Origin of the sequence: Tenacibaculum singaporense (assembly GCF_003867015.1) — a bacterium.
In the GTDB taxonomy this organism is placed as follows: domain Bacteria; phylum Bacteroidota; class Bacteroidia; order Flavobacteriales; family Flavobacteriaceae; genus Polaribacter; species Polaribacter singaporensis.
Map to the genome: position 1 here is coordinate 2,518,544 of NZ_CP032548.1, position 26,133 is coordinate 2,544,676.

Below are 26,133 nucleotides of genomic sequence, written 5' to 3' on the forward strand. Positions count from 1 at the left end.
TTCTATTCTATTTGTGTTGTTTGTTTATGCTTTTATTAATTGTAATAATTTTGATACTGGCATTTCATCTTTCGTAATAGCTATTCTACCAGATCGAACAAATTGCATGATACCATGCTTATCTAAAATGTGATATAGTTCTTCGACTTCTTCTTTGGTTCCTGATTTTTCAAGAACAAAAAAGTTTTTGTTTATATTAATTACCCTTGATTTACTTTGGTTGATGATGGTTTGAATTTCATCATTTTGAATCAACAAGTCTGTACTTAGTTTAAATAAGCATGACTCTTGGTAAACCGTTGCTTCATCCGTATGGTAAAAAGCTTTGATTACCTCTACTTGCTTTTCAATCTGACCAATGATCTTTTTAACTTGTTCCTCGGTAACCTTTACTAAAAGTGTAAATCTAGACACACTTTTAATCTCCGATTTTGATACATTAACGCTTTCTATATTTAAGTGTCTTCGTAGGAATATTGCTGATATTCTATTTAACAATCCAACATTGTTTTCTGTATAAATTGAAATTGTATAGGTGTTTTTCGTACTCATATTTTTTATTTTAATCGAACATCAGATACTGATGCTCCAGTTGGAATCATTGGAAATACATTGTCTTCCTTTTCTACACAAACCTCAAGAAAATAGGCTTCTTTAGACTGCATCATTTCTTGGACAGCATTCGCCAAATCTTCTCTTTTGGTCACTCTGTTAGCTTCCATATGATACCCTTTAGCAATTGCTATAAAATCAGGATTTGTCATTACTGTAGAAGCATATCTCTTGTCAAAAAATAACTGTTGCCACTGGCGTACCATTCCTAAAAACTCATTGTTAAGCACTACAATTTTTACCGCTGCTTTGGTTTGTAAAATAGTTCCAAGTTCTTGGATGGTCATTTGGTAACCTCCGTCACCAATCACAGCTACTACTTCTCGCTCTGGTGCTCCCATTTTTGCTCCAATTGCCGCAGGTAAAGCAAAACCCATAGTTCCTAATCCACCTGATGTAATATTACTTTTCGTTTGATTAAATTCTGCATAACGACTTGCTATCATTTGATGTTGACCAACATCAGTAACTACAATGGCTTTTCCTTCAGAGGCTTCATTTATCTGCTTAATAACCTCTCCCATTGTTAACCCTTCTTTCGTTGGAAACAAATCATTTTTTATCACATTATCAAACTCTACAGCATCAAGGTTTCTAAATTCTTGCAACCATTCTTTGTGTGAATTTGCTTTTAAGAAAGGAAGTGCTACCGTTAAGGTTTCTTTTACATTTCCTAAAACAGCTACATCTGTCTTTACATTTTTGTCAACTTCAGCAGGGTCAATTTCAAAATGCACCACTTTAGCTTGTTTCGCATAACGGCTTAAATCCCCAGTAACACGATCGTCAAAACGCATCCCAATAGCTATTAATACATCACATTCGTTGGTCAATTTATTTGGACTGTAATTACCATGCATTCCTACCATTCCAACATGTAAAGGGTGTTTGGTTGGTAAAGCCGATAAGCCTAACAACGTACTTGCCGATGGAATTCCAGCTTTCTCTATAAAAGCTTTAAATTCTTCTTCTGCTTCTCCTAGTATTACTCCTTGCCCCCAAACTACAAATGGTCTTTCCGCATTGTTAATCAACTCAACAGCTGCTTCAATACTTTGCATACTCATATTCGGAACAGGTTGATAACTACGTACTGATGTACACTTTTTATATTCAAAATCAAACTCTTCAAACTGCGCATTTTTAGTAATATCAACCAAAACTGGCCCTGGTCTTCCTGAGCGGGCGATGTAAAATGCTTTCGCCATTACTTCGGGGATCTCATTTGCTTTAGTTATCTGATAATTCCACTTTGTTACTGGAGTTGAAATACCTACGATATCTGTTTCTTGAAAAGCATCAGATCCTAATAAGTGTGCTCCTACTTGTCCTGTAATACATACCATTGGCGTAGAATCTATCTGCGCATCGGCAATACCAGTAATTAAGTTCGTTGCACCTGGACCCGATGTTGCCATGGCTACACCAACCTTACCAGTAGCTCTCGCATAACCTTGTGCCGCATGAGTAGCCCCTTGCTCGTGACGAGTTAATACATGGTGTAGTTTATCTTGATATTTATACAGCTCATCATATACAGGCATAATAGCTCCTCCTGGATACCCATATAATAAATCGACTCCTTCTGCTAATAAACATTTTACTACAGCTTCTGCACCTGTAATAGTTACACTCTCTGTTGTTTCTAATTCCGTTTGTTGTTTCGTTTTTGTTTCCATAAACTCAGCTTTATGCTTTTAGCTTTTAGCTATATGCTTAGTTATTTTATTAAATTTTTAACGCTACTACATGTAGTCTTGAATCTTAATTCTCTTGTCTTTATCTAAAAATCAAACACCTTTAGGCAAGCCTCAAGAAATTTATCTTCTGGCTATCGCCCTGCGATTAAAATTCGTCGGTTACACATCCGTTAGATGCTGATGCTACTGTTCTTGCATATTTATATAGCACTCCTCTTTTCACTTTTAAAGGTGGAGCAGTCCATTCTTGTTTTCTTTTAGTTAATTCTTCTTCCGAAACTTCTAGATTGATCGTATTCGTTTCTGCATTGATGGTTATAGTATCTCCATCTTTTACTAAAGCGATTACTCCTCCTTCTTGTGCTTCTGGTGTGATATGCCCTACTACAAATCCGTGAGTTCCTCCAGAGAAACGACCATCTGTAATTAGAGCAACATCTTTACCTAACCCTGCTCCCATAATAGCAGCTGTTGGCTTTAGCATTTCTGGCATTCCTGGTCCTCCTTTAGGTCCTTCATAACGAATTACGACCACATCTCCTTTTGCTACTTTTCCGTCTCGTATTCCATCATTTGCCTCATATTCCCCTTCAAAAACTTTTGCTTTTCCTGAAAAATACAATCCTTCCTTTCCTGTTATTTTCGCCACGGAACCTTCCTTAGCTAAGTTTCCGTAGAGCATTCGTAAATGACCTGTAGCTTTGATAGGTTGTTCTGTTGGTTTAATTACTTCCTGTCCTTCCGTTAAACTTGTAACTGTTGCTAAATTTTCTGCTAAAGTTTTTCCTGTTACGGTTAAACAATCTCCATGTAACAACCCTTCTTCTAGTAAGTATTTTAAAACTGCTGGTGTGCCTCCTACTTTGTGTACATCCTCCATTAAGTATTTTCCACTAGGCTTTAAATCGGCTAAGAATGGTGTTTCATCAGAAATACGTTGAAAATCTTCTAAGGTAAATTGCACATCTGCAGCTTTTGCTATGGCTAAAAAATGTAATACTGCATTGGTAGAACCTCCCATAACCGTTACCAATCGTACTGCATTTTCCAACGATTTTTTGGTAACGATATCTGATGGTTTGATATCTTTTTCTAGTAATACGCGTAATGCTTCTCCTGCATTGACACACTCTTGCTCTTTATCATTACTAATCGCAGGATTGGATGAGTTATAAGGCAAACTCATACCCAAAGCTTCAATTGCTGAAGCCATCGTATTTGCAGTGTACATTCCTCCACAAGCTCCTGCCCCTGGGCATGCTTTCTCAATCACATTTTGATATTCTTTTTGAGTAATAGTTCCCGCAACTTTCTCTCCCCATGCTTCAAAAGCTGATACTACATCTAACTTTTTTCCTTCATGGCATCCTGATGCAATAGTTCCTCCATATACTAAAACTGAAGGTCGATTTAAGCGTAGCATTGCCATTAAGGCTCCTGGCATGTTCTTATCACACCCTACTACAGTTACCAATCCGTCATATGACATCGCTTGCACTACCGTTTCCATAGAGTCAGCAATGACATCGCGAGAAGGTAACGAATAGCGCATTCCTGGAGTTCCCATAGAGATTCCATCAGAAACACCAATGGTATTAAATATCAATCCTACTAAATCGGCATTTTCGGTTCCTTCTTTCACCAATTTTGCTAAATCGTTTAGGTGCATATTACACGGATTTCCTTCGTACCCCGTACTTGCAATTCCTACCAAGGGTTTTTCTAAGTCTGATTTCGACAAACCTATAGCATGCAACATAGCTTGTGCTGCTGGTTGCGTATCGTCTTGCGTTACTTGTTTACTAAATTTGTTTAGTTCCATGTTAACTTGCTTTGCGTTTTTGACGTAAGCCTAATACTTCGTCTTTATATATTTTCATTAGTTTTTGTCCATATGTTTTTTCCCATGCTAATGGAAATTGATAATTGTCTAGAGATTGTAACCCTACTACTTCAGCTGCTGTTCCTGTGAAAAAGCAAGCATCTGCATTTTTTAATTCTTCTAGCGTAAAGTGCTTTTCTTCAACAGAAATTCCTTCTTCTTTACACAAATCGATAACCGTAGCACGGGTAATTCCTGCCATGATATAACCTCTTGGAGGCGTGTATAACTTCCCATCTTTCTGCATAAAAACATTTGCTCCAGAACATTCAGCAACATTGCCATTCATATCTAATAACAATGCTTCATCATAACCGTTATTTTTTGCTTCGTTAGTTGATAATATTGAATTCGTATAGTGCCCTGTTACTTTTGCTTCTACAAAACATGACTTCGGATTCGGACGCTGAAACGATGATGTTTTTACTTTAAGTAATTTATCTCCCATGTACTTGCCCCACTCCCAACATTGTATTACTAAATTCGTCTCTTTAGAAGTTAACAAACTCATATCTGATCCTGTAGTGACTAACGGACGGATGTAAGCATCTTTTAAACCATTACGCTCTAACAATTCGTAAGTAATTTGCGTTAGTTGTTCTTCAGAATAATCCAATTGAATATTCATGACTTCTGCTCCATACTTAAGCCTTTTATAATGCTCATATGACTTAAAAATTTTAGTTCCTTCGCTGGTATTGTATGCTCTTATACCTTCGAAAACCCCATTTCCATAGTGTAAACTTTGGCTATACAAGTTAGCTCTTGCGTCTACGGCTTTGATAAACTCTCCGTTATAATAGATTACTGTTTCTTCGTTGTAATACATTTTTCAGTTGTTTTGCTGTTCAAAATTATTTTTCGGTTTTTATTCTATTTTTTGTTTTTCAATGCTTTAATGATTTCTAATTCATTTAAAAAAAACATAATTAGCTAAAAATCAATACATTAATCTTTTAACCTTATGATATTCACGGAATAAAAAAAGCCTGCATCTAGAGTTAGATACAGGCTTCCTTATAGGCAAAAATTATCTGTATCAACTCGGTGGAGAGCTAATAATGACAATAATAATTACCACGATGTTAAAAAATTGATTCATGTTTTTTGCAACTAAAAAAGGCTTCCTAAAATTTAGGAAGCCTTTTTAAAATTTATATAATTTAATAATAAAATACCACTTCCTTATCCCTGTGAAATAATCACAATGACAATAATAATAGAAATGATATTTAATACTTGTTTCTTCATTTGATGTCACAAATATTTGAAATTATTTTTTAGTTATCCTAATATTTTTTTGTTTTTTTTATTTCTCCTCATAAAAAAACACCTCATAACCTCTTGTATCACTTACACTTACAAAAGTTTTTATTTTTTATTTAGTATTTATCAAAATTTATTTTATAGATTTGTGCCGTTATGCAAACAAATAAAATATACAACAATATACCCAGTTTTTTAGTGCGGTCTTTCAACCGACGCTAGTCTTCCTTTTGTCCTAAACTGAGTATTGTATAATTTTATTTTTCACCTTTTGATTTCTATAATCTACATTTTTATATTGTTACCAACTCTTGTTATTGTTTTCAATAACGTAGCTGTTGTACGACCTATTTTTATCCGACGTCGCCCGTAAGGGTGCTACTTCTTTTGGGAACCTAGGTGCGTCCGGTTCTTCTTTTCAAACCACCGATTTTTAACAAAATGTTTATCTAAAATCAATTTCAATGAGAGTTGTTATTGCTGATCAATCGCATAGTAAGTATGCTGAAATTATTTGTCAAACTATTGACGAAGCTGCTCTGGTTAGAGGCACAGGAATTGCCAAAAGAAAACCAGAATACATCATTACAAAGCTAGAAAATGGTAACGCTGTTATTGCCTTAGATGGCGATCAATTTGCTGGCTTTTGTTATATCGAAGCCTGGAGTCATGGCAAATTTGTAGCCAATTCTGGGTTGATTGTTCACCCAAACTATAGAGGTATCGGTTTAGCCAAACAAATAAAAAAAGTAGTTTATGAGCATTCTAGAACCAAGTTTCCTAATGCCAAAATATTTAGTATCACAACTGGTTTGGCAGTTATGAAACTCAATAGCGAACTAGGCTATAAACCTGTTACTTTTTCTGAACTTACAGAAGATCAATCTTTTTGGAATGGTTGCCAGACCTGTAAAAATTACGATGTTTTACAACGTACTCAGCAAAAAATGTGCTTGTGTACTGGTATGTTATACGATCCTAACAAAAAAACTCAGAACATAAAAGTAAAAGATAAAGTCTTTCAAAGGCTAAAAAGAATCAAGGAAACCATCTTCCTAAAAAAAGACAAAAAATGAAAAAATTAGTAATTGCTTATAGCGGCGGATTAGATACTTCGTACTGTGCAGTAAGCTTATCGAAACAAGAATATGAAGTTCATGCAGTTAGCGTGAATACTGGCGGATTTTCTTCCGAAGAAATTAAAAAAATTGAACACAACGCCTACACAATGGGAGTGGCTACCTATAAAAATATCAATGCAGTAGCTGATTATTACAACAAAGTAATTAAATACTTAATTTTTGGTAACGTGTTAAAAAACAATACGTATCCTCTTTCGGTAAGTGCCGAAAGAATTGTGCAAGCCATAAAAATAGTAAACTACGCTAAAAGTATTGGTGCTAACTATATTGCACATGGTAGTACAGGTGCTGGAAACGATCAGGTGAGGTTTGATATGATTTTTCAAACCATTGCTCCTGAAATTGAAGTCATCACACCTATAAGAGATTTACAACTTTCAAGACAGGAAGAAATTGAATACTTAAAGAATAATGGAATTGATTTGTCTTGGGAGAAGACTAAATACTCTGTAAATAAAGGTTTATGGGGAACCAGTGTGGGAGGTGAAGAAACTTTAACCTCAGAACATCCGTTACCAGAACATGCCTACCCTTCTCAAGTAACCAAAACAACGTCAGAACAGATAAAACTCTCTTTTGTAAAGGGTGAATTAATGGCTATCAATGACAACGAAAAAACTCCTGTACAAAACATTGAGCAATTGAATGAAATTGCCTCAAAATTCGGAATTGGTAGAGACATCCATGTAGGAGATACTATCGTTGGAATTAAAGGAAGAGTTGGTTTTGAAGCTGCTGCGGCATTAATCACTATTAAAGCACATCACTTACTTGAGAAACACACCTTAACCAAGTGGCAATTACAACACAAAGAGTATTTAGCAAGTTTTTATGGTATGCATTTACATGAAGGTCAGTATTTAGATCCTGTGATGAGAGATATGGAAGCCTTCTTTACAAATAGCCAAGCAAAGGTAACTGGCGATGTTTTTGTGACGCTAAAACCATATCATTTTACACTAGATGGAATTGATTCTCCTCATGATTTAATGAATGCCAAATTTGGTAGCTACGGTGAACTAAACAAAGGATGGACAGCTGAAGATGCGAAAGGTTTTATCAAGATCTTAGGAAATCAGAATAAAATATATCAACAGGTTAATAAGTAAGCAATTATCAGTTATCAATGAACAGATTGCCACGTTTCACTCGCAATGACGTCATCATGAGGAGTGATAACGACGTGATGATCTCTAAAAATTAACTGATAACAATACAAACAAATGACAAATCTCACTTAGTGAGTAAACAACAAACAATATGATACAAGTAGGAATCATCGGAGGTGCAGGTTATACAGCAGGAGAGTTAATTAGGCTTTTATTACAACATCCAAAAGCTGCTATTAATTTTGTATATAGTACATCTAATGCCGGTAATAAAATAGCGAATGTCCATCAGGATTTAGTGGGGAGTACTGATTTAACATTCACCAATAAAATCAATGCTTCAGTAGATGTGCTGTTTTTATGCTTAGGGCATGGAAATTCTAAACAGTTTTTAGAAACACATACCTTTTCAAATCATACAAAAATTATTGATTTAGGAAATGATTTTAGATTGGAAGCAGATAGCAACTTTCAAGGAAAAGAATTTGTGTATGGTTTACCTGAATTTCAAAAAGAAGCAATACAAAACGCTTCTTATATTGCAAATCCAGGTTGTTTTGCTACGGCTATTCAATTAGGATTCCTTCCATTAGCTAACACTGGTTTATTACAGAATGATGTACATATAAATGCGGTTACTGGTGCTACTGGTGCGGGGACTTCACTATCAGCAACTACTCATTTTACATGGAGAGATAATAACTTTTCGTACTACAAACCATTTACGCATCAGCATTTAGGAGAAATCAATCAGACCTTACACACACTTCAAACCAGTTTTAAATCAGAGGTTTTATTTCTTCCTAATAGAGGAAATTTTTCAAGAGGCATTTACGCTACGCAGTACACACATTTTGAGGGAACCTTAGACGAAGCGAAACAATTATATACAGAGTATTATAAAGACGCTGTTTTTACTCATATGGCAGACCAAGAGCTACATTTAAAACAGGTAGTAAACACCAACAAGTGTTTAATTCATTTGCATAAACACAGAGATAAGCTCCTCATAACAAGCATTATTGATAATTTATTAAAAGGAGCCTCTGGGCAAGCAGTCCAAAACATGAACCTGATGTTTGGTTTTCAAGAGAATACAGGATTACAACTAAAAGCAACTTATTTTTAAAATAAAAGACATGAAAATAGCAATTATAGGAACAGGTAACTTAGGAAAATCGATCGCTAAAGGATTGATACAAAACAATTCGTTTTCTCAACTTTTCTTAACCAAGAGAAACATTGAAGAACTTAATGAATTTAAAGAGTTGCCCAACGTTTTCATTAGTTCTAATAACAAGGAAGCAATCACAGCATCTGATGTGCTAATTTTTGCAGTACAACCAACACATTTAGAAGCTCTTTTAAAAGAAACTGATTCTCTGTTATCAGATAATCATATAGTAATTTCTACAGTTGCTGGTTTTTCTATTGAAAAAATGGAAGCTCTTATTGGTTCAGATACTACTATTATCAGAGCCATGCCTAATACTGCTATTGCCGTTGGAAAATCGATGACTTGTCTTAGTGGTAATACTCAAAAGAAGGAAGATTTAAAAATAGCTACAACTATTTTCAATCAACTAGGAACTTCTATGATTATTCCTGAAAATCAAATGCAAGCAGCCACCGTAATATGTGCTAGTGGAATTGCTTTTTGGATGCGCTTAATACGGGCAACTACACAAGCCGCTATTCAGTTAGGTTTTGACGCCAAAGAAGCACAAGAGCTCGCTATGCATACCAGCGAAGGTGCTGCCAACCTACTCATAGCTACAGGAAATCATCCTGAAGAAGAAATCGATAAAGTTACCACTCCAAAAGGCTGTACCATTGAAGGTTTGAATGAAATGGAACATAAAGGTTTAAGTGCCGCCTTAATACAGGGAATGGTAGCCTCTTTTAACAAAATTAATACCATAAAAAAAGAAAACTAATGAGTTTATTTAACGTATATCCTCTATTTGATATTACCCCAGTAACCGCCAACGATGTATATGTATACGACGATAAAGGCACAGAGTATTTAGATTTATATGGCGGACATGCCGTAATTTCTATCGGGCATTCACACCCTACCTATGTAAAAAACATTAGCCAGCAGGTAGCTAAACTAGGTTTTTATAGCAACGCTATTCAGAATCCGTTACAAGTTGAGTTAGCTTCGCAACTAGAAAACATTTCAGGTTGTAAAGATTATCAATTATTTTTATGCAATTCGGGAGCTGAGGCTAATGAAAATGCCTTAAAACTAGCCTCTTTTCATACTGGTAAGCAAAAGGTAATTGCCTTTAAGAACTCGTTTCACGGGCGTACTTCTGCAGCCGTAGCAGCAACTGACAATCCTAAAATTGTTGCTCCTATCAATGCACAACAAGAGGTTATCTTTTTAAAATTTGAAGATTTAACAGGTGTTGAAAAGGCTTTACAGAACAATGATATTTGTGCTATTATTATAGAAACCATTCAAGGTATAGGCGGATTAGACGAAGTTTCTACAACTTTTTACCAAGGATTAGAAAACCTATGTAAACAATACAACACATTACTTATTGCTGATGAAATTCAGTGCGGATTTGGTAGAACGGGTGATTTCTTTGCTTTTCAAAAACACGGCATTACTCCGCATATCATTTCTATGGCAAAAGGAATGGGGAACGGGTTTCCTGTGGGTGGAATTTTAATTCATCCAAGCATCAAAGCTTCTTATGGGTTATTGGGAACTACTTTTGGTGGTAATCACTTAGCCTGTGCTGCTTCCTTAGCAGTTACTGAAACCATTAAAAAAGAACAATTGATGGAAAATGCACTGCAAATTGCTGCTTATTTTATGGAACAAGCAGCTTCAATTCTGCAGATAACAGCTGTAAAAGGAAGAGGTTTAATGTTAGGGTTAGAATTCGATTCTCCTATTGCTGACCTAAGAAAGAACCTAATATTCAAACATCACATTTTTACAGGAAGTGCCAAGAATCCTAATTTATTAAGAGTTCTTCCGCCATTAACCATTCAAAAACAACATATCGATATGTTTTTTGAAGCTTTAAAAAAGGAACTGTCATGAAGAAATACACCAGCCTAAAAGACATTGAAAACCTTTCAGGTACCATTCAAAAGGCAATTCAATTAAAAGAAAGTCCCTATCAGTTTGCTGATTTGGGAAAACACAAAACCTTAGTCATGCTTTTTTTCAATGCTAGTTTACGTACAAGATTAAGTACCGAAAAAGCGGCTAAAAACTTAGGTATGGAGGTAAGTGTGTTAAATATTACCAATGCTTGGAATATGGAGTTTGAAGACGGTACAGTAATGAATTTAAGTACTTCAGAACATATTAAAGAAGCTTCCATGGTGATTTCTCAGTATGCTGACATTATTGCGGTAAGAGCTTTTCCTACTTTAGAAAACAAGGAAAAAGACAGAGCTGAAACAGTACTCAACAGTTTTGTTAAATACGCTACGGTGCCTATTGTGAATATGGAAAGTGCTACTGACCACCCGTTACAAGCGTTGGCAGATGCGATTACCATTACTGAAACTAAAACAGTATCTAAACCCAAAGTAGTACTGTCGTGGGCACCGCACCCAAAAGCATTACCACATTCGGTTGCCAATGGTTTTGTACACCTCATGCACAACATGGATGTAGAGTTTGTTATAACGCATCCCGAAGGGTACGAGTTAGATTCTGAAATTACAAAAGAATTTCCTATAGAGTACAATCAAGAAAAAGCTTTTGAAAATGCCGACTTTATCTATGCTAAAAACTGGAGTTCTTTTAATGAGTATGGTAAAATACTAAATGAAGACCCCAACTGGATGATTACTCAGGAAAAAATAGGCGCTGCTAAATTTATGCACTGCTTACCCATTAGAAGAAATGTAGTAGCGGAAGATGCTGTTTTAGATGGTGAAAATTCTCTTGTGATTGAACAAGCCAACAACAGAACCTTTGCTGCACAGATAGTATTAAAGGAGATTTTAACTCATTTAAGTTGAATTTAAATTTTGACTTGTCAGTTCGAGTGTCGACCTGAGGGAGATGTATCGAGAACTACTTGAAAACGTCTCGATACAATTTTTCTTCCTTTCAGTACGAAAAATCACTCGACGTGACATTAAATTAAAAGATAATTGAAATATGAAAACTGTCTGTATAAAGAAATAACGAGTGAAAAAGCGAAAATGCTAAGCGTAACTTTAAGCATGAAGCTTTGAAAATGAGTGGTGCGTAGCAATTTCCTCTTTACAGACTTGATTTTTTGGTTCGTTTTTTATCAAGAAAAAATGAACAAATTATTAATATGAATAACAATAATTCAAAAGATGATAAAAGGTAACCTTAATAAGATAACCACGTCACTCTCGCTCCTCGTTATGACGTCATTGCGAGCGAAGCGTGGCAATCTCTTTGTAAATACATATCGATTACTAAAAACTTAAAAAATGAAAACCATAAAGATTGTTAAAATAGGCGGAAACATCATTAATGATAAAAAAGCTTTGAACAACTTCTTAGCTGATTTCGCTCAGTTAAAAGGTCCGAAAGTATTAGTTCATGGTGGTGGAAAACTAGCTTCTGAATTGGCTAAACAGTTGAATATTCCTGTGACGATGATTGATGGCAGACGTGTAACCGATACACAAACTTTAGATTTAATTACTATGGTATATGCAGGTAAAATCAACAAGCAAATTGTTACGCAGTTACAAGCGCATAACACCAACGCTATAGGTTTTACAGGAGCGGACGGAAATACTATTGTATCAACCAAACGTCCTGCAGAACCTATAGATTACGGATTTGCAGGCGACGTTGTTACCGTAAACCCGCAAGTACTAACCATATTAATTAATAACGAAGTAACGCCTGTGTTTTGTGCGATTACGCACGATGCTAACGGACAGTTATTAAACACAAATGCAGATACCATAGCCTCAGAAATTGCTATAGGTCTCTCTGCTCATTTTAGTACAGAACTATATTACTGTTTTGAAAAATCAGGAGTGCTAAGTGATGTAACCGATGACAACTCTATTATCGAACAAATCACTTCAGAATCCTACGCGCAATTAAAAGCTGATGGAGTCATATTTGAAGGAATGCTTCCTAAACTAGATAACTGCTTTCACGCCCTAAAAAACAACGTTCATAAAGTTCATATAGGTAGTACAACTATGCTATTTAATTCAAAAAACAAACACACCTCATTACAACTATCATGATACAAAGACTTACCACAAAAGCCATCAGTCTGTTAAAAAACCTAATAGAAACGCCTTCTTTTTCTTCGGAAGAAGATGCTACTGCTCTACTGCTAGAAAACTGGTTTAAAGAGTTTGATATTCCATACACTAGAACTCAGAACAACGTGTGGTCAGTAAATAAACATTTTGATGCTAACAAACCTACGTTGTTACTCAACTCGCATCACGATACGGTAAAACCTAATAACGGCTATACCAAAGATCCTTTTAAAGCGATTATAGAAGATGGTAAACTCTACGGATTAGGAAGTAACGATGCTGGTGGATGCTTGGTTTCGTTATTAGCAACCTACACCCATTTCTACCTGAAAGAAAACTTGACTTATAACCTTGTTTTTGCAGGAACTGCCGAGGAAGAAAGCAGTGGTCCTAACGGTTTAAACGGATTACTAAAAACTTTACCAAAGATTGATGTAGCTATCGTAGGAGAACCTACTTTAATGAATTTAGCTATTGCTGAAAAAGGCTTGGTCGTTTTTGATGCCGAGGTAAAAGGAACCTCAAGTCATGCCGCACATCCGAACCACGATAATGCTATTTATAACACTATTGAAGTATTACAGTGGTTTAAAGATGTTGAATTTGAAAAAACTTCTGAAACCTTGGGAGACGTAAAACTCACGATAACACAAATCAATGCGGGAAAACAACACAATGCTGTCCCTTCCGAAGTAAAATTGGTAGTAGATGTTCGTGTAAACGATCAATATACCAATCAGGAAATCAGTGACTTTTTACAAGAACATGCACCTTGTAACATACAACCACGTAGCTTGAATTTGAATTCATCATCAATACCAAAAGAACACCCTTTGGTACAAGCAGGGTTGGATTTAGGGAGAAAAACCTATGGTTCTCCTACCCTATCTGACCAAGCAGTATTGAGCTGTCCGTCATTAAAATTAGGACCTGGAGACAGCACACGTTCACACACCGCTGATGAGTTTATTTACCTTCAAGAGATTGAGGAAGGAATTAAATTGTATGTTAAGCTATTAGAGAACGTATTATAGAAAAAAATAGAATAATGAGGCAAGAAACTAGATGCCTTTTTATATGTCAGTTCGAGTGATTTTTATTGAGTGATAACGAAGTAAGAATTGTATCGAGAACCATTCGAGTACTTCTCGATACAAAGTTATTTTTATTTCATTTCAATAACTTTACTCGAAGTGACATTATAAATAACAAATAAAAAACTAGAAAAGAGATACAAGACATCTTTTTCTAAAGCAAACCGTCATTCCGAACGATAGAGAGAAACCTTAAGGTTCAGCGTAGCTAAATCTCATTAAAAAGAGTAACTCGTAACCTTGAGACCTCTCACATACGTTCGAAGTGACACATAAAAAACACTAAGATTATGAAACTTTGGGACAAAGGTTTATCCATAGATAAAAAAATAGAACATTTCACTGTTGGGAACGATAGAGAAGTAGATATACACATAGCTCCGTATGACTTGCTAGCTTCTTTAGCACATGCTAAAATGTTAGCCTCAATCGGTATTATTTCTTCAGAAGAATTAGCACAAGTAACTACTGGAATTGCTACGTTACAACAGCAAGTTGAAGACGGTACGTTTGTAATTGATGAACAGTTTGAAGATGTACATTCTAAAATTGAGTTTGAATTGACTAAAATGCATGGTGAGGTTGGTAAGAAAATTCATACCGCACGTTCAAGAAACGATCAGGTTTTAGTAGCGTTGCAATTGTATTATAAAGACAACCTACAATCGATTTCAGAGAAGACAAAAACGCTATTTAACACACTGTTACAGTTAGCAAAGCAACACAAAACCAAACTATTACCAGGCTATACCCATTTACAAGTAGCAATGCCTTCTTCTTTCGGATTATGGTTTTCTGCTTATGCTGAATTATTGATTGACGATTTACACATGGTTAATGCAGCGCTAAAAACAGTAGATCAAAATCCGTTAGGTTCAGCAGCTGGATATGGTAGTTCTTTCCCTATCGATAGAGAATTTACCACAAAAGAATTGGGCTTCGAAACCTTAAAATATAATGTGGTAGCAGCACAAATGAGTAGAGGAAAAAGTGAGCGTACACTTACTATGGCATTGGGAAGTGTAAGTAACACCTTAGCTCGTTTTGCGATGGATATCTGCCTGTATATGAGTCAGAATTTTGATTTTATTTCTTTTCCTGATGAATTAACCACAGGAAGCAGCATCATGCCTCATAAAAAGAATCCTGATGTATTTGAGTTGATTAGAGGAAAATGTAATAAGATTCAAGCGTTGTACACTGAAACCTTGTTAATCACCAACAATTTACCAAGCGGCTATCATAGAGATTATCAGTTATTAAAAGAAAATATTATCAATGCTTTTGAAGAGTTAAAAGATGTACTAGATATTTTTGATTATGCTATTCAGCAAGTTATTGTGAAGAATATTGACTTACAGGATGAAAAATACAAGTATCTATTTACAGTAGACAATATGAATACCTTGGTAGAAAACGGTATGAGTTTTAGAGAAGCTTACCAAAAAATTGGTGGTGAAGTAAACAATGAAATCTATACTCCTGATACTTCTAAAAAACATACGCATGTGGGTAGTATTGATAATTTGTGTTTAGAAAAAATACGAGAAAAACTAAACAGTTTTTAAATTCATTTTTAGTAGTAAGGTTTTTATAAAAACCTTACTACTAAATAATTCTTCTACCTCTTTTTGACTAAATTTACATCAAAATAATATTTCACTATTGCCTTAGAATGACACATCCTTTACGACAACATATTGAAGAAATTATACCTCTTACTGATGAGGAATTCGCCTATATTCTAAGCTTTTTCCAACCTATTACTAAACGTAAACACCAGTACTTATTGCAAGAGGGCGAAATTGCCAATAAAGAATATTGGGTGGTTAATGGTTGTGTAAAGAGCTATTTTATTGAAGATAGCGGTAAAGAACATATTCTTCAATTTGCTATGGAAAATTGGTGGATTACCGATTATGAATCGTTTGTAAAGCAACAACCTTCTAAAACAGCAATTGATTGTATTGAAGATTGTGAACTACTATACATTACTTACGAAAACCGTGATAAACTAACTGCCTCTATGCACAAAATGGAACGTTTTTGGGCTAAAAAGAGTAAAATGGGCAGAATAGCTCTTCAAAAGAGAATTGTATCGCTCTTACAAAATTCTGCAAAAGAACGATACGACCAACTGTTAGAACAATACCCTACCCTTTTTCAACGGGTTCCTAAAAAAATGATTGCTGCTTATTTAGGGGTTTCTAGAGAAACTCTTAGCAGGCTTAATTCTTAGTTTTTAATATTTCTTATTGTTTGTATGTGACATACATCACTTTAAAGGTGTGACATAGCTCCTGTGCAAAGTTGTACATCCACCGCAACTTTGTAGCATAATTTTAAAACATATTATTATGCCTTTTGTAAACATTAAGGTTACCGACGAACAGGTAACCCAAGAACAAAAACGTCAACTTATTGAAGGAACTACACAACTTTTAGTTGATGTACTTCAGAAAAACCCTGCAACTACCCATATTGTTATTGAAGAAATTCCTTTAGGTAATTGGGGACACGATGGTAAACAATATTTAGGAACTAAAAAATAAGACTCATGAAAAACAAAACCGCAATTATTACAGGAGCTTCAACAGGTATTGGTAAAGAAATTGCTAAACTTTTTATAGAAAAAGGATGCAATGTAGTAATGAATGCTTCTACCGAAGAAAACTTACAGAAAGCTTATAAAGAGTTAGGTAGTCCGGTAAATGCTGCGCTTCTTGTTGGAGACATTAGTAAACAAGAAACAAGTAAGCAATTAGTAGCCTTAGCTTTAGAAAAATTTAATAGTATAGATGTACTGATTAACAATGCAGGAATTTTTGCTCCTAAGCCTTTTTTAGAGGTTGAAGAAAGTGATTTAGAGTTGTACTGGAATGTGAATTTAAAAGGAACTTATTTTACTTCTCAAGCTGTTATTCCGAGCATGGTAGCTCAAAAAAATGGAGCTATTATAAATATAGGAACTGTTTTAGTAGATCATGCCATAGCTGGTTTCCCTGCTACTGCTCCTTTAATGAGTAAAGGCGCAATTCATGCCTTAACCAGACAATTAGCCGCAGAGTTTGGTAATGATAATATTAAAGTAAACACTATTGCTCCGGGTATTATTAGAAGTCCGCTACAAAGTAAAATAGGTATTGAAGATGCTGATAGTTTAGCTGGGTTACACTTGTTAAACCGTATTGGTGAGGTAACTGATATTGCTGAAGCTGCTTACTATTTAGCTTTCTCAAATTTTATTACAGGTGAAACTATGAATGTGGCTGGTGGACACACTGTGGGTCATGCCATTTAAAAACTAAAAAAGATGTATAAAGAGAATATAACAGCAATAGAGCTTTTAGTAACGAACTACTTTGAAGGTATTTTTTATGGAGATACTCAAAAACTTCAATCATGCTTTCATAACAACACTCCTATTTATGGAGATATTAAAGGTGCTGACTATTTTAAAAGTTCTGAAAATTATATTGAAGGGGTTGCTAACAGACAAAGTCCAAATGATTTAAAAGAAACTTTTAACATGAAAATTGTAGGAGTTGATATTATGGGGAAAATTGCCATGGCAAAGTTACATGTACCTATGTTGGGTTATAATTACTACGACTACTTGTCTCTAACTAAAATAGAGAATGAATGGAAAATTGTAGCTAAGATTTTTACACATGTAGAATAACCTTGTAAACAAAAGCAGTTTGGATGTTTATCTAAGCTGCTTTGTTTTTATTACTATCAGATTAAATGGCTTTTCTCTTTTGAATGAGATTCCTCACTTTTGTTCGTAATGACCGTAATCACCTATTTTATAATCCTAACCACTTCGTAAACTCTGCTGTTTTGTTTTGACTAGTTTTTAAAACTGTTTGGCTGTTTTTTAGATTGACAGCCACAACATTTTTATTGTACCTACTTATCTTTTCTATATAGTTTCTATTGAGTAGTTCGCCTCTATTAATTTTAAAAAACACGTTAGGATTTATCATTTCTTCTAATACTTTTAAAGAAGATTGATTTAATACATGTTTTTTGTTACTTGTATCGTATGCAGTTACAATTCCATAATCTGCTTGAAAATACATTACCTCATCCACCTTTAAGAAATAGGTATATTGAGAGGATTTAACAGCGATAAAATCTTGATAGCTTTTAGGAGCTTGAGCTGTTTGATTTGCTAAGTAAGCATCTAATTTTTGTAAAACATTATGATCGCTTTCAACCTTCATTGAGTTTTTTAAGCTTGAGTACTTGCCTACCGCTTTTTCAAACCGTTCAAACGAATACGGTTTTAATAAATACTCTATTCCACTGGTTTCAAAAGCATCCATCCAAAACTGATTGTAGGCTGTTATAAATATAATTGGTGTTTGAATTGCTAGCTTTTTATAGGCATCAAAAACATTACCGTCTCGTAGCTCTATATCAGAAAAAATCAAGTCAATATCAGAGGTTGATTCAAAAAACTGAAGCACCTCTTCTACCGTTTCAAACTCTTCTACCACAGTAATAGGTTCATGATAACTTTCTATATACTTTTTTAACTTTTTTCTAGCGGGTAACTCATCTTCAACTATAAGTGCTTTTATCATTTCTAAACAGGTTTATGAGGTAGTATTAATGGTAAAACAACTTCAAACTCTTTTTCAGTTTCGCGTATCTTAATAGTATTTTCAGCAAGCAGCTCAAATTGTTTTGATAGGTTAGCCAATGCCACTCCATTACTTTTTCTTTTTTTAGAATACAACGCTTTGTTATTCGTTACTTTAATTCCTTTATCCTCTGCAATGGTAATTTGTACAGGAGATTCAAAGGTTCCTTTATTATGAGTAATGGCATTTTCTATAAGAACTTGCAAACAAAATGGTGGTACTACACTGTTTTTTGTATACAATGCTGATGCTATGTGTAGTTGATAATACCCCTGATATTTTTCTTCCATTAGCTTAAAATATCCTTCTGCAAAAAACAACTCTTCTTTTAATGAAACCAATTGCTTATCTGCACTATGTAAACTATACCTATATAACTCTGAAAATCGATTTAAAAACAAAGAAGCTCTTTCCGTGTCTTCATCAATAAGCTGATCTAAAACATTTAAATTATTGAATAGAAAGTGAGGGTTTAATTGGTTTTTTAATTGTGTGATCTCGTTTTTAGCTTTACTTATTTCATAGGCAGCTACCTGTTTTTGATACGCTACATTTTCTTTGTAATACAAGTAGGCTAATGAAAATCCACCAAAAATAATAAAGTCAATTACAGAGTTTATATTGACGTATATTATATGATAAACAGAACCAAAGTTTCTGGAATAGGTATCAAAAATGAACGCAACAATTAATCCAAAACTATTTCCTATCACTAAATATGTTAACAAGCCTATTCCAAAAAAACGCACATATCTTCTACTTAATGAAGTTTGTTTTTTTGAGTTTTTATTAATACTCTTTTTGATAAAACTAATCCACCAAAAAATAAAAACTGCTTTAAAGAAATACCAAAAAGGAGCATCAGGATAAAAGATAAAATCCTTCCAAGAATCTGAATTCCCAAATTGATTTTTTAAAATAAATATTAAGCAAAAGGTAAAGAGAAAGATTAAAAATGTAGCATTTTCTCTAAAAAAGGATGTGTTTGTTTTCATATCAGTACTCACAAATATATCAAATTTGCGATGAAATCTTTGGAAGAATCTCACCGCAAACTCTAGTATTTCTATTTAACTTCTGGCCAAGCACTTACTGTATTTCCTTTCTCATCATAGGCTTCTAATTTTATTTTATTTTCCTCATCTATAATAAACTTAGCTCTTGTTTTTCCGTTAGAGTCGTATAAAAACAATCCGTTTTGTTTTCCTGGTGTTTGTCCCAAAGCTACTCTTGGTACTCCACCTATCATTCCTTTTTGTTGATACTCTTTAAACTTAGCTCTTCTTTCAGCCGGATCATTAATAGCTCTTAATTCTTTACTTATTTTTTGAGCTATCTCTTGGGTTTCGTTATCTCCTCTATCATTAAACACCAACCTACCTGCTTTGTATCTTTTTCCATTTTTCTTAGCATCAGTAGTTATGAGTTGCATTACTTGATCTCCATCATATTGATCAAACGTTAACGATAATCCTGAACTATGCCCTTTATCAGTTTTTTTGCCATCATAAATAAATCCGCCACACTCTATACCTTCTTCGTTGTAAAAAAGCATTCCTGCTCTCTTTTTTCTTTCGTGATATACTCTTCCGTTAATTTCGTCGCCTTTACTAGGAAAGTTTGCTGCGTTAGTAATAAGCATTTTTACCGTTCCGTCATTTTCAATAATATTAATTCTTTTTACGTCAATGGTATCAAATTGTGTATTCCCTTTATTTTTAAAGGCTACAGTAGTTAAAACTCCTATTAGTGCTGTTATACTTACTGCAAATGTTCTTAAAAAAATAAGTTCTCTTTTTGGGTTCATAATGGTGTGTTTTTATAATTAGATACCTCAAAAGTATTAAGGGCCTACGTTTTTTAAAACGTCTTTTTTATAAGCTAAGGAAAATAAATGATGAACTAAGGAATATATGTAATAAAAAACCACCGACTTTAATCGGTGGTTTACAATATGTATTAAGGTTAGTTAATTCTTAGTACATGTTTTGTAGTGCTGTAATATCATTACCATTAAACTCTCCGTCTTCGTTAGAGCTAAAGCACGCTAACATAACTGAAGTTGGATCATATCCTGTTGGTGTACCAGACACATGGTTAGCTCCTACACCAGCAGTTCCTTCGTTAGTATTTTGCCCACAACTTTGACGACTAAACCAATCAGTATGTCTAAATCCAACTGAATGTCCTATTTCATGTGTAATTACATGCTCGTTTACATTCGTTGTGTACCCTGATAATCCGTAGATTTGCACCCACTTGTAAGGTAAACCTCCACTTGGAAAACCTGCGCTTCCACCTGATCCAGATTGATTTGGGTTACGGTATACTACCATATCTTTATCAGAATAATCTGTACCAAAAGTTAATGTAAAACTAATAGAAACACCACTTAAACGGTTATAATTGGCAACCGCCCATTGTAATGCTGTTTGCTCTTTACTAGAAAGACCGTATCCACCACCACCTGTATATCCTATGATAGAAATGTTTCTACCTTGAGATACCAAACTATTAGTTGAGTATTGACGACCAGATTGATTCTCATCTTTAGCATCTGCCAAAGTGAATAACTCTTGCTCCGTCATCACTACGTCTTCTTCTAAAAATAAGCGTACTTCTGAAGTTCCATCAGGAAAGTAAAAATTGTCATAACGAATATGGTCTACATTTAACTCTAATTTGGCTGCAGCATCAACAACCTCTTGAGGTACAGGTTTGAGTCCTGGGTTATCACTATATTGTAGTATAGCATCCGGCTCTTTAATTTGTTCGTTTTCACTTGAACATGAGGTGAAGAACACACCTACAGACAAGCCCATAATTAGGGCTAACTTTGTTTTTTTCATAATATGAAGGGTTTTTTAATTCGCTGTAAATCTACACTTTAGATTCATATTTTTAAAATAAAACCGCAAAAAGTGTTAAAAAAAAGAATATTTAAACAGAAAAATCATAAAATATTAAATATCAAACAAAGAAGTGATTTTTTAAACAATTAACAAACACGCTATCAGTTACTTAAAAACAAAACTTCCTTTAACAGGAATAGTTAAAGGAAGTTTACAGTTAATATATAGTATTTATAACTTATATAATAGTGCTTTGCCCCATGTGTATATTTTGGAAGTTCATATCACTATCTTCTTGATTATAGATATAATCTGCTATAAAATCTCCTACTTTACTAGTAGAAAATGGATTTTCTGAATTGATATCTTCTGTAGTAATTCCTAATTCTAATGATTTTTGAACAGCTACTTCTACTACTTTAGCTTCTTGCATTAAACCTAAATGTTCTAATAGCATTGCTGCTGATAAAATAGATGCTAATGGATTCGCAATATCTTTTCCTTTTGCTTGTGGGAAAGATCCATGAATAGGCTCAAATAGTGCATTTTCTTTTCCTACTGAAGCTGATGCTAACAAACCTATAGAACCTCCTATAACACTTGCTTCATCTGAAAGTATATCTCCGAAAAGGTTTTCTGTTAGAATTACATCAAACTGTTTTGGATTTAAAATTAATTGCATTGCAGCATTATCTACAAATAAAAAGTCAACTTCAACATCTGGATATTGCTTTGCCAATGCTGTTACTGCTTTACGCCATAACCTTGACGTTTCTAATACATTAGCTTTATCTACCAATGTTAGTTTTTTACGTCTTTTTTGAGCTGCTTGAAAGGCTAAATGCGCCATTCGTTCAATTTCTTCTACGGTGTATGAACAACCGTCAAAAGCATGTTTTCCGTCGTCACTTAATTCTTTAATTCCAAAATAGATTCCTCCAGTCAATTCTCTATAAATAGTAATATCGGTTCCTTCAATTCTATCTTTCTTTAATGGTGAATTATGAAGTAACGTGTCATATGCTTTTACTGGACGTACATTACAAAACAACCCTAACTCTTTTCGTAAGCGTAACAACCCTTGTTCTGGACGTACTTTTGCTGTAGGATCATTATCGTATTTTGGATCTCCAATAGCACCAAATAAAATAGCATCACTCTTTTTACACAGCTCAATAGTTTCATCTGGCAACGGGTTTCCTGTTTTATCAATAGCACAAGCTCCCATTAATGTTTCTGTAAATAAGAATGTGTGATCAAACACATTACCAACAGCTCTAAGCACTTTTTTTGCCTGTTCTGTTACTTCTGGTCCTATTCCATCTCCTGGTATTACCGTTATATTGTACTTCATCTTTTTACTTTTTATTTCATTGTTGCTTCAAAAGCTGTTATTGTATCTTTTTTACTAATTAAAAAATCTATATCGTCGTAACCATTTATCATACATAGCTTTTTGTATGAATTTATTTCAAAATCTACATTACCTATAGGTGTTTTTAGTACTTGATTTTCTAAATCTACTATAATGGTTGTATCTGGTAATTCAGTTACTTTTTTTAACAGTTTTGCTAAATATTCTTTGGGTACCTGTACTGGTAATATTCCATTGTTAAGTGCATTTCCTTTAAATATATCCGCAAAAAAACTACTAATTACTACTTTAAATCCGTAACCCGCTAATGCCCATGCAGCATGTTCTCTACTTGAACCACAACCAAAATTATCTCCTGCTATTAAGATACTTCCTGCATAATTTGGGTTATTTAACACAAAGTCTTCATTTATACTTCCATTCTTTTTGTAACGCCAATCTCTAAACACATTATCTCCGAACCCTTCTTTATTGGTTGATTTTAAAAATCGTGCGGGTATAATTTGATCGGTATCTATATTCTCGGTTGATAGTGGTACAGCGGTATCTATTAGTTTAACAAATTTCTCCATTAGTTTAATTGTTTTGTAAAGTCAGTAATTTTTCCTTCTACTGCTGTTGCTGCAGCCATTAACGGACTTGCTAAAATGGTTCTTGCTCCTTGTCCCTGACGTCCTTCAAAGTTTCTGTTTGAAGTTGATACACAGTATTCTCCTTCTGGTATTTTATCGTCATTCATAGCTAAACACGCTGAACATCCAGGTTGTCGTAATTGAAATCCTGCTGCTTCAAAAACTTCTTGCAAACCTTCTCGCTTTATTTGTTTTGCCACTTGTTGTGAACCTGGTACTAACCACGCATTTACATTCGCTGCTTTTTGCTTTCCTTTTATATAGTCTGCTGCAACTCTAAAATCTTCTATTCTTGAATTTGTGCAACTTCCTATAAATACATAGTTAACGGGCGTATTTATTAATGATGTTCCTTTTTTAAAGTTCATATACTGTAATGACTTTTCAAAGGAAGCATCATCAAATTGGGGAATGTTCTCTGAAATTTTTATACCCATTCCAGGGTTAGTTCCGTAAGTGAGCATTGGTTCTATGTCTTCCGCATTAAACGAATACTCTTTATCAAATACTGCGTTTGTATCTGTTTTTAATGTTTTCCAATAGGCTACTTTTTTATCAAACTCTTCTCCTTTTGGTGCAAACTCACGTCCTTTTACATACTCAAAAGTAGTTTCATCTGGAGCAATCATACCACCTCTTGCTCCCATTTCAATACTCATATTACACACAGTCATACGTCCTTCCATAGACATTTCTTCAAACACATTTCCTCCATATTCGCAGAAGTATCCTGTACCTGAATTTGTTCCTAATTGTGCTATGATATACAAGATTACATCTTTAGGTAGCACTCCTTTTTTAAGCTTACCGTTTACATTTACACGCAAACTTTTTGGCTTTTCTAATAACAAACATTGACTTGCAAATACTTGAGCTACTTGGCTTGTTCCAATACCAAAAGCAATGGTACCAAAAGCACCGTGTGTTGAGGTATGGCTATCTCCACAAACCATGGTCATTCCCGGTTGTGTTATCCCTAATTCGGGAGCCATAACGTGTACAATTCCGTTGTATCTATGTCCAAGCCCATACAAGGTTATGTCGTTTTCTTTACAGTTTTGTGTTAACTGCTCTAGTTGATGCCTTGACAGTTCGTCTTTTATTGGTAAATGTTGATTTACGGTTGGCGTATTATGATCGGCTGTTGCTACTGTTTTGTCTGGTCGTGCAATTGGAATCTTACGTTCTTTTAACTCGTTAAATGCTTGCGGACTCGTTACTTCATGAATTAAGTGTTTGTCTATATATAAAATCTGTGGCCCATCTTTAACAGTATCTACCACATGCGCATCCCATACTTTATCAAATAATGTCTTTCCCATTAAGCTATGGCTATTTTTGAAATTTTATTTACTTGTTTCATAATCTGATGAATGTCTTCATCGATTACTTCTTTTTGCCTGTCAGCAAACTGTAAAAACGTTTTATAAGCTGTATCTAACTGAATTTTGGTTAGCTCATATCCTATCTTTTTTGCTCGGTATGCTAAGGCTGCTCTTCCGCTTCTTGCGGTTAATACAATAGCGCTTTCTGTGACTCCTACATCTGCTGGATTGATAATTTCATAGGTTTCACGGTTCTTGATTACTCCATCTTGATGAATTCCTGAGCTATGTGCAAAGGCATTTGCTCCTACAATGGCTTTGTTAGGTTGTACAGGCATTCCCATACGTTCACGAACCATCATGCTTGTATCGTACAGTAATTTGGTATTGATATCTGTTTGAAGATTTAAATACGGATGCTGCTTTAAAATCATCACCACTTCTTCTAGTGCTGTATTTCCTGCTCGTTCTCCTATTCCGTTAACCGTGCATTCTATCTGACGTGCGCCATTGATAGCTCCTGCAATAGAATTTGCAGTAGCCAATCCTAAATCGTTATGGCAATGACATGAAATAATTACATTTTCAATGCCTTTTACATTGTCTTTTAAATACTTGATTTTCGTTCCATATTCTTCAGGTAAACAATATCCTGTAGTATCAGGAATGTTCAACACTGTTGCTCCTGATTTTATAACTTCCTCACAAACTTTGGCTAAAAAAGCATTATCGGTTCTACCTGCATCTTCTGCATAAAATTCTACATCGTCTACAAAGTTTTTAGCATACGAAACAGCATCTTTTGCTCGTCTAATTACTTCTTCTTTCGATGCATTGAATTTATGCTGAATATGTGAATCACTAGTACCAATACCTGTATGAATTCTAGGTTTGCTAGCTAATCTTAAAGCATCTGCTGCTACTTCAATATCTTTTTTAACAGCTCTTGTTAATCCGCAAACAGCAGCGTTTTTTACTAATTTGGCTATTTCTTGTACTGATGTAAAATCTCCTGGACTGGATACAGGGAATCCTGCTTCTATTACATCAACTCCTAAAAAATCGAGTCTTTCTGCAATAATTAGTTTTTGTTGGGTATCTAATTTACATCCTGGGACTTGCTCTCCGTCTCGTAATGTGGTATCGAAAATTTGAATTTTATCGCTTTGCATAAATCTAACTATGATTATCAAAATAAAAACCAAATGTATATATTGGCTTTTCTAGCAAGCTCTTTTTTAATGG

General features: G+C 34.5%; 25 protein-coding genes. 13 read left to right on the forward strand and 12 right to left on the reverse strand.

Annotation, left to right across the window (positions count from 1 at the left end):
* Positions 1-24 precede the first annotated feature (24 nt).
* From ilvN to D6T69_RS11100, 4 genes are all read right to left on the reverse strand, one after another.
* Entirely contained in the window at positions 25-552 is a 528-nt protein-coding gene (gene ilvN / locus D6T69_RS11085) for an acetolactate synthase small subunit (RefSeq protein ID WP_125067794.1), read from the reverse strand.
* 5 nt (positions 553-557) lie between these two features.
* On the reverse strand, positions 558-2,291 hold the full coding sequence (gene ilvB / locus D6T69_RS11090; protein ID WP_125067795.1) for a biosynthetic-type acetolactate synthase large subunit: 1,734 nt from the start codon (positions 2,289-2,291) through the stop codon (positions 558-560).
* 166 nt (positions 2,292-2,457) lie between these two features.
* Positions 2,458-4,134, reverse strand: a complete 1,677-nt coding sequence (gene ilvD, locus D6T69_RS11095; RefSeq protein ID WP_125067796.1) for a dihydroxy-acid dehydratase — start codon at positions 4,132-4,134, stop codon at positions 2,458-2,460.
* A gap of 1 nt (position 4,135) precedes the next feature.
* Positions 4,136-5,023 carry a branched-chain amino acid transaminase gene (locus D6T69_RS11100; protein WP_125067797.1) on the reverse strand — a complete coding sequence of 296 codons (888 nt, stop codon included), beginning with the start codon at positions 5,021-5,023 and terminating at the stop codon, positions 4,136-4,138.
* A gap of 901 nt (positions 5,024-5,924) precedes the next feature.
* On the opposite strand from D6T69_RS11100, the gene D6T69_RS11105 reads away from it, so the two are divergent.
* From D6T69_RS11105 to D6T69_RS11165, 13 genes are all read left to right on the forward strand, one after another.
* Positions 5,925-6,536 carry a GNAT family N-acetyltransferase gene (locus D6T69_RS11105; RefSeq protein ID WP_125067798.1) on the forward strand — a complete coding sequence of 204 codons (612 nt, stop codon included), beginning with the start codon at positions 5,925-5,927 and terminating at the stop codon, positions 6,534-6,536.
* Positions 6,533-7,711 carry an argininosuccinate synthase gene (argG, locus tag D6T69_RS11110; protein WP_125067799.1) on the forward strand — a complete coding sequence of 393 codons (1,179 nt, stop codon included), beginning with the start codon at positions 6,533-6,535 and terminating at the stop codon, positions 7,709-7,711. The genes D6T69_RS11105 and argG overlap by 4 nt, the downstream gene beginning before the upstream one ends.
* Positions 7,712-7,862: 151 nt before the next feature.
* Positions 7,863-8,840 carry an N-acetyl-gamma-glutamyl-phosphate reductase gene (gene argC / locus D6T69_RS11115; RefSeq protein ID WP_125067800.1) on the forward strand — a complete coding sequence of 326 codons (978 nt, stop codon included), beginning with the start codon at positions 7,863-7,865 and terminating at the stop codon, positions 8,838-8,840.
* Between the two features lie 10 nt (positions 8,841-8,850).
* Positions 8,851-9,648, forward strand: coding sequence for a pyrroline-5-carboxylate reductase (proC, locus tag D6T69_RS11120; RefSeq protein ID WP_125067801.1), 798 nt, complete (start codon positions 8,851-8,853; stop codon positions 9,646-9,648).
* On the forward strand, positions 9,648-10,775 hold the full coding sequence (locus tag D6T69_RS11125; protein ID WP_125067802.1) for an aspartate aminotransferase family protein: 1,128 nt from the start codon (positions 9,648-9,650) through the stop codon (positions 10,773-10,775). Before proC ends, D6T69_RS11125 begins: the two co-directional genes overlap by 1 nt.
* Positions 10,772-11,710: a Rossmann-fold NAD(P)-binding domain-containing protein gene (locus D6T69_RS11130; protein WP_125067803.1), complete on the forward strand. Its 939-nt coding sequence runs from the start codon at positions 10,772-10,774 to the stop codon at positions 11,708-11,710. The genes D6T69_RS11125 and D6T69_RS11130 overlap by 4 nt, the downstream gene beginning before the upstream one ends.
* A gap of 447 nt (positions 11,711-12,157) precedes the next feature.
* Positions 12,158-12,937 (forward strand): acetylglutamate kinase, encoded by a 780-nt coding sequence (gene argB, locus D6T69_RS11135; RefSeq protein ID WP_125067804.1) that lies wholly within the window; start codon positions 12,158-12,160, stop codon positions 12,935-12,937.
* Entirely contained in the window at positions 12,934-13,992 is a 1,059-nt protein-coding gene (locus D6T69_RS11140) for a M20 family metallo-hydrolase (protein WP_125067805.1), read from the forward strand. Before argB ends, D6T69_RS11140 begins: the two co-directional genes overlap by 4 nt.
* Positions 13,993-14,342: 350 nt before the next feature.
* Entirely contained in the window at positions 14,343-15,620 is a 1,278-nt protein-coding gene (gene argH, locus D6T69_RS11145; RefSeq protein WP_125067806.1) for an argininosuccinate lyase, read from the forward strand.
* A gap of 107 nt (positions 15,621-15,727) precedes the next feature.
* Entirely contained in the window at positions 15,728-16,291 is a 564-nt protein-coding gene (locus tag D6T69_RS11150; RefSeq protein WP_125067807.1) for a Crp/Fnr family transcriptional regulator, read from the forward strand.
* A 118-nt stretch (positions 16,292-16,409) separates the two neighbouring features.
* The gene (locus tag D6T69_RS11155) at positions 16,410-16,604 is read left to right on the forward strand and encodes a tautomerase family protein (RefSeq protein ID WP_047789068.1); all 195 of its coding nucleotides are present in this window, start codon (positions 16,410-16,412) and stop codon (positions 16,602-16,604) included.
* A gap of 5 nt (positions 16,605-16,609) precedes the next feature.
* Positions 16,610-17,353, forward strand: coding sequence for an SDR family NAD(P)-dependent oxidoreductase (locus D6T69_RS11160; RefSeq protein WP_125067808.1), 744 nt, complete (start codon positions 16,610-16,612; stop codon positions 17,351-17,353).
* 12 nt (positions 17,354-17,365) lie between these two features.
* The gene (locus tag D6T69_RS11165; protein WP_125067809.1) at positions 17,366-17,734 is read left to right on the forward strand and encodes a nuclear transport factor 2 family protein; all 369 of its coding nucleotides are present in this window, start codon (positions 17,366-17,368) and stop codon (positions 17,732-17,734) included.
* A 127-nt stretch (positions 17,735-17,861) separates the two neighbouring features.
* Here the strand turns inward: D6T69_RS11165 and D6T69_RS11170 are convergent, their stop codons facing one another.
* The 8 genes from D6T69_RS11170 to D6T69_RS11205 all read right to left on the reverse strand — a co-directional run bounded on the left by D6T69_RS11170 (position 17,862) and on the right by D6T69_RS11205 (position 26,060).
* A complete protein-coding gene (locus D6T69_RS11170) occupies positions 17,862-18,644 on the reverse strand; it encodes a LytR/AlgR family response regulator transcription factor (RefSeq protein WP_125067810.1) in 783 nt (260 codons plus the stop codon).
* Positions 18,645-18,646: 2 nt separating this feature from the next.
* Positions 18,647-19,699, reverse strand: coding sequence for a sensor histidine kinase (locus D6T69_RS11175; protein WP_125067811.1), 1,053 nt, complete (start codon positions 19,697-19,699; stop codon positions 18,647-18,649).
* Between the two features lie 71 nt (positions 19,700-19,770).
* Positions 19,771-20,511 carry a hypothetical protein gene (locus D6T69_RS11180; protein ID WP_125067812.1) on the reverse strand — a complete coding sequence of 247 codons (741 nt, stop codon included), beginning with the start codon at positions 20,509-20,511 and terminating at the stop codon, positions 19,771-19,773.
* Positions 20,512-20,680: 169 nt separating this feature from the next.
* The gene (locus D6T69_RS11185) at positions 20,681-21,553 is read right to left on the reverse strand and encodes a M57 family metalloprotease (protein WP_125067813.1); all 873 of its coding nucleotides are present in this window, start codon (positions 21,551-21,553) and stop codon (positions 20,681-20,683) included.
* Positions 21,554-21,794: 241 nt separating this feature from the next.
* Positions 21,795-22,910 carry a 3-isopropylmalate dehydrogenase gene (gene leuB / locus D6T69_RS11190; protein ID WP_125067814.1) on the reverse strand — a complete coding sequence of 372 codons (1,116 nt, stop codon included), beginning with the start codon at positions 22,908-22,910 and terminating at the stop codon, positions 21,795-21,797.
* An 11-nt stretch (positions 22,911-22,921) separates the two neighbouring features.
* Positions 22,922-23,503, reverse strand: a complete 582-nt coding sequence (gene leuD / locus D6T69_RS11195; RefSeq protein ID WP_125067815.1) for a 3-isopropylmalate dehydratase small subunit — start codon at positions 23,501-23,503, stop codon at positions 22,922-22,924.
* A complete protein-coding gene (gene leuC / locus D6T69_RS11200; protein ID WP_047789077.1) occupies positions 23,503-24,885 on the reverse strand; it encodes a 3-isopropylmalate dehydratase large subunit in 1,383 nt (460 codons plus the stop codon). Before leuC ends, leuD begins: the two co-directional genes overlap by 1 nt.
* Positions 24,885-26,060 carry a 2-isopropylmalate synthase gene (locus D6T69_RS11205; RefSeq protein ID WP_125067816.1) on the reverse strand — a complete coding sequence of 392 codons (1,176 nt, stop codon included), beginning with the start codon at positions 26,058-26,060 and terminating at the stop codon, positions 24,885-24,887. The genes leuC and D6T69_RS11205 overlap by 1 nt, the downstream gene beginning before the upstream one ends.
* Between the last annotated feature and the right edge of the window lie 73 nt (positions 26,061-26,133).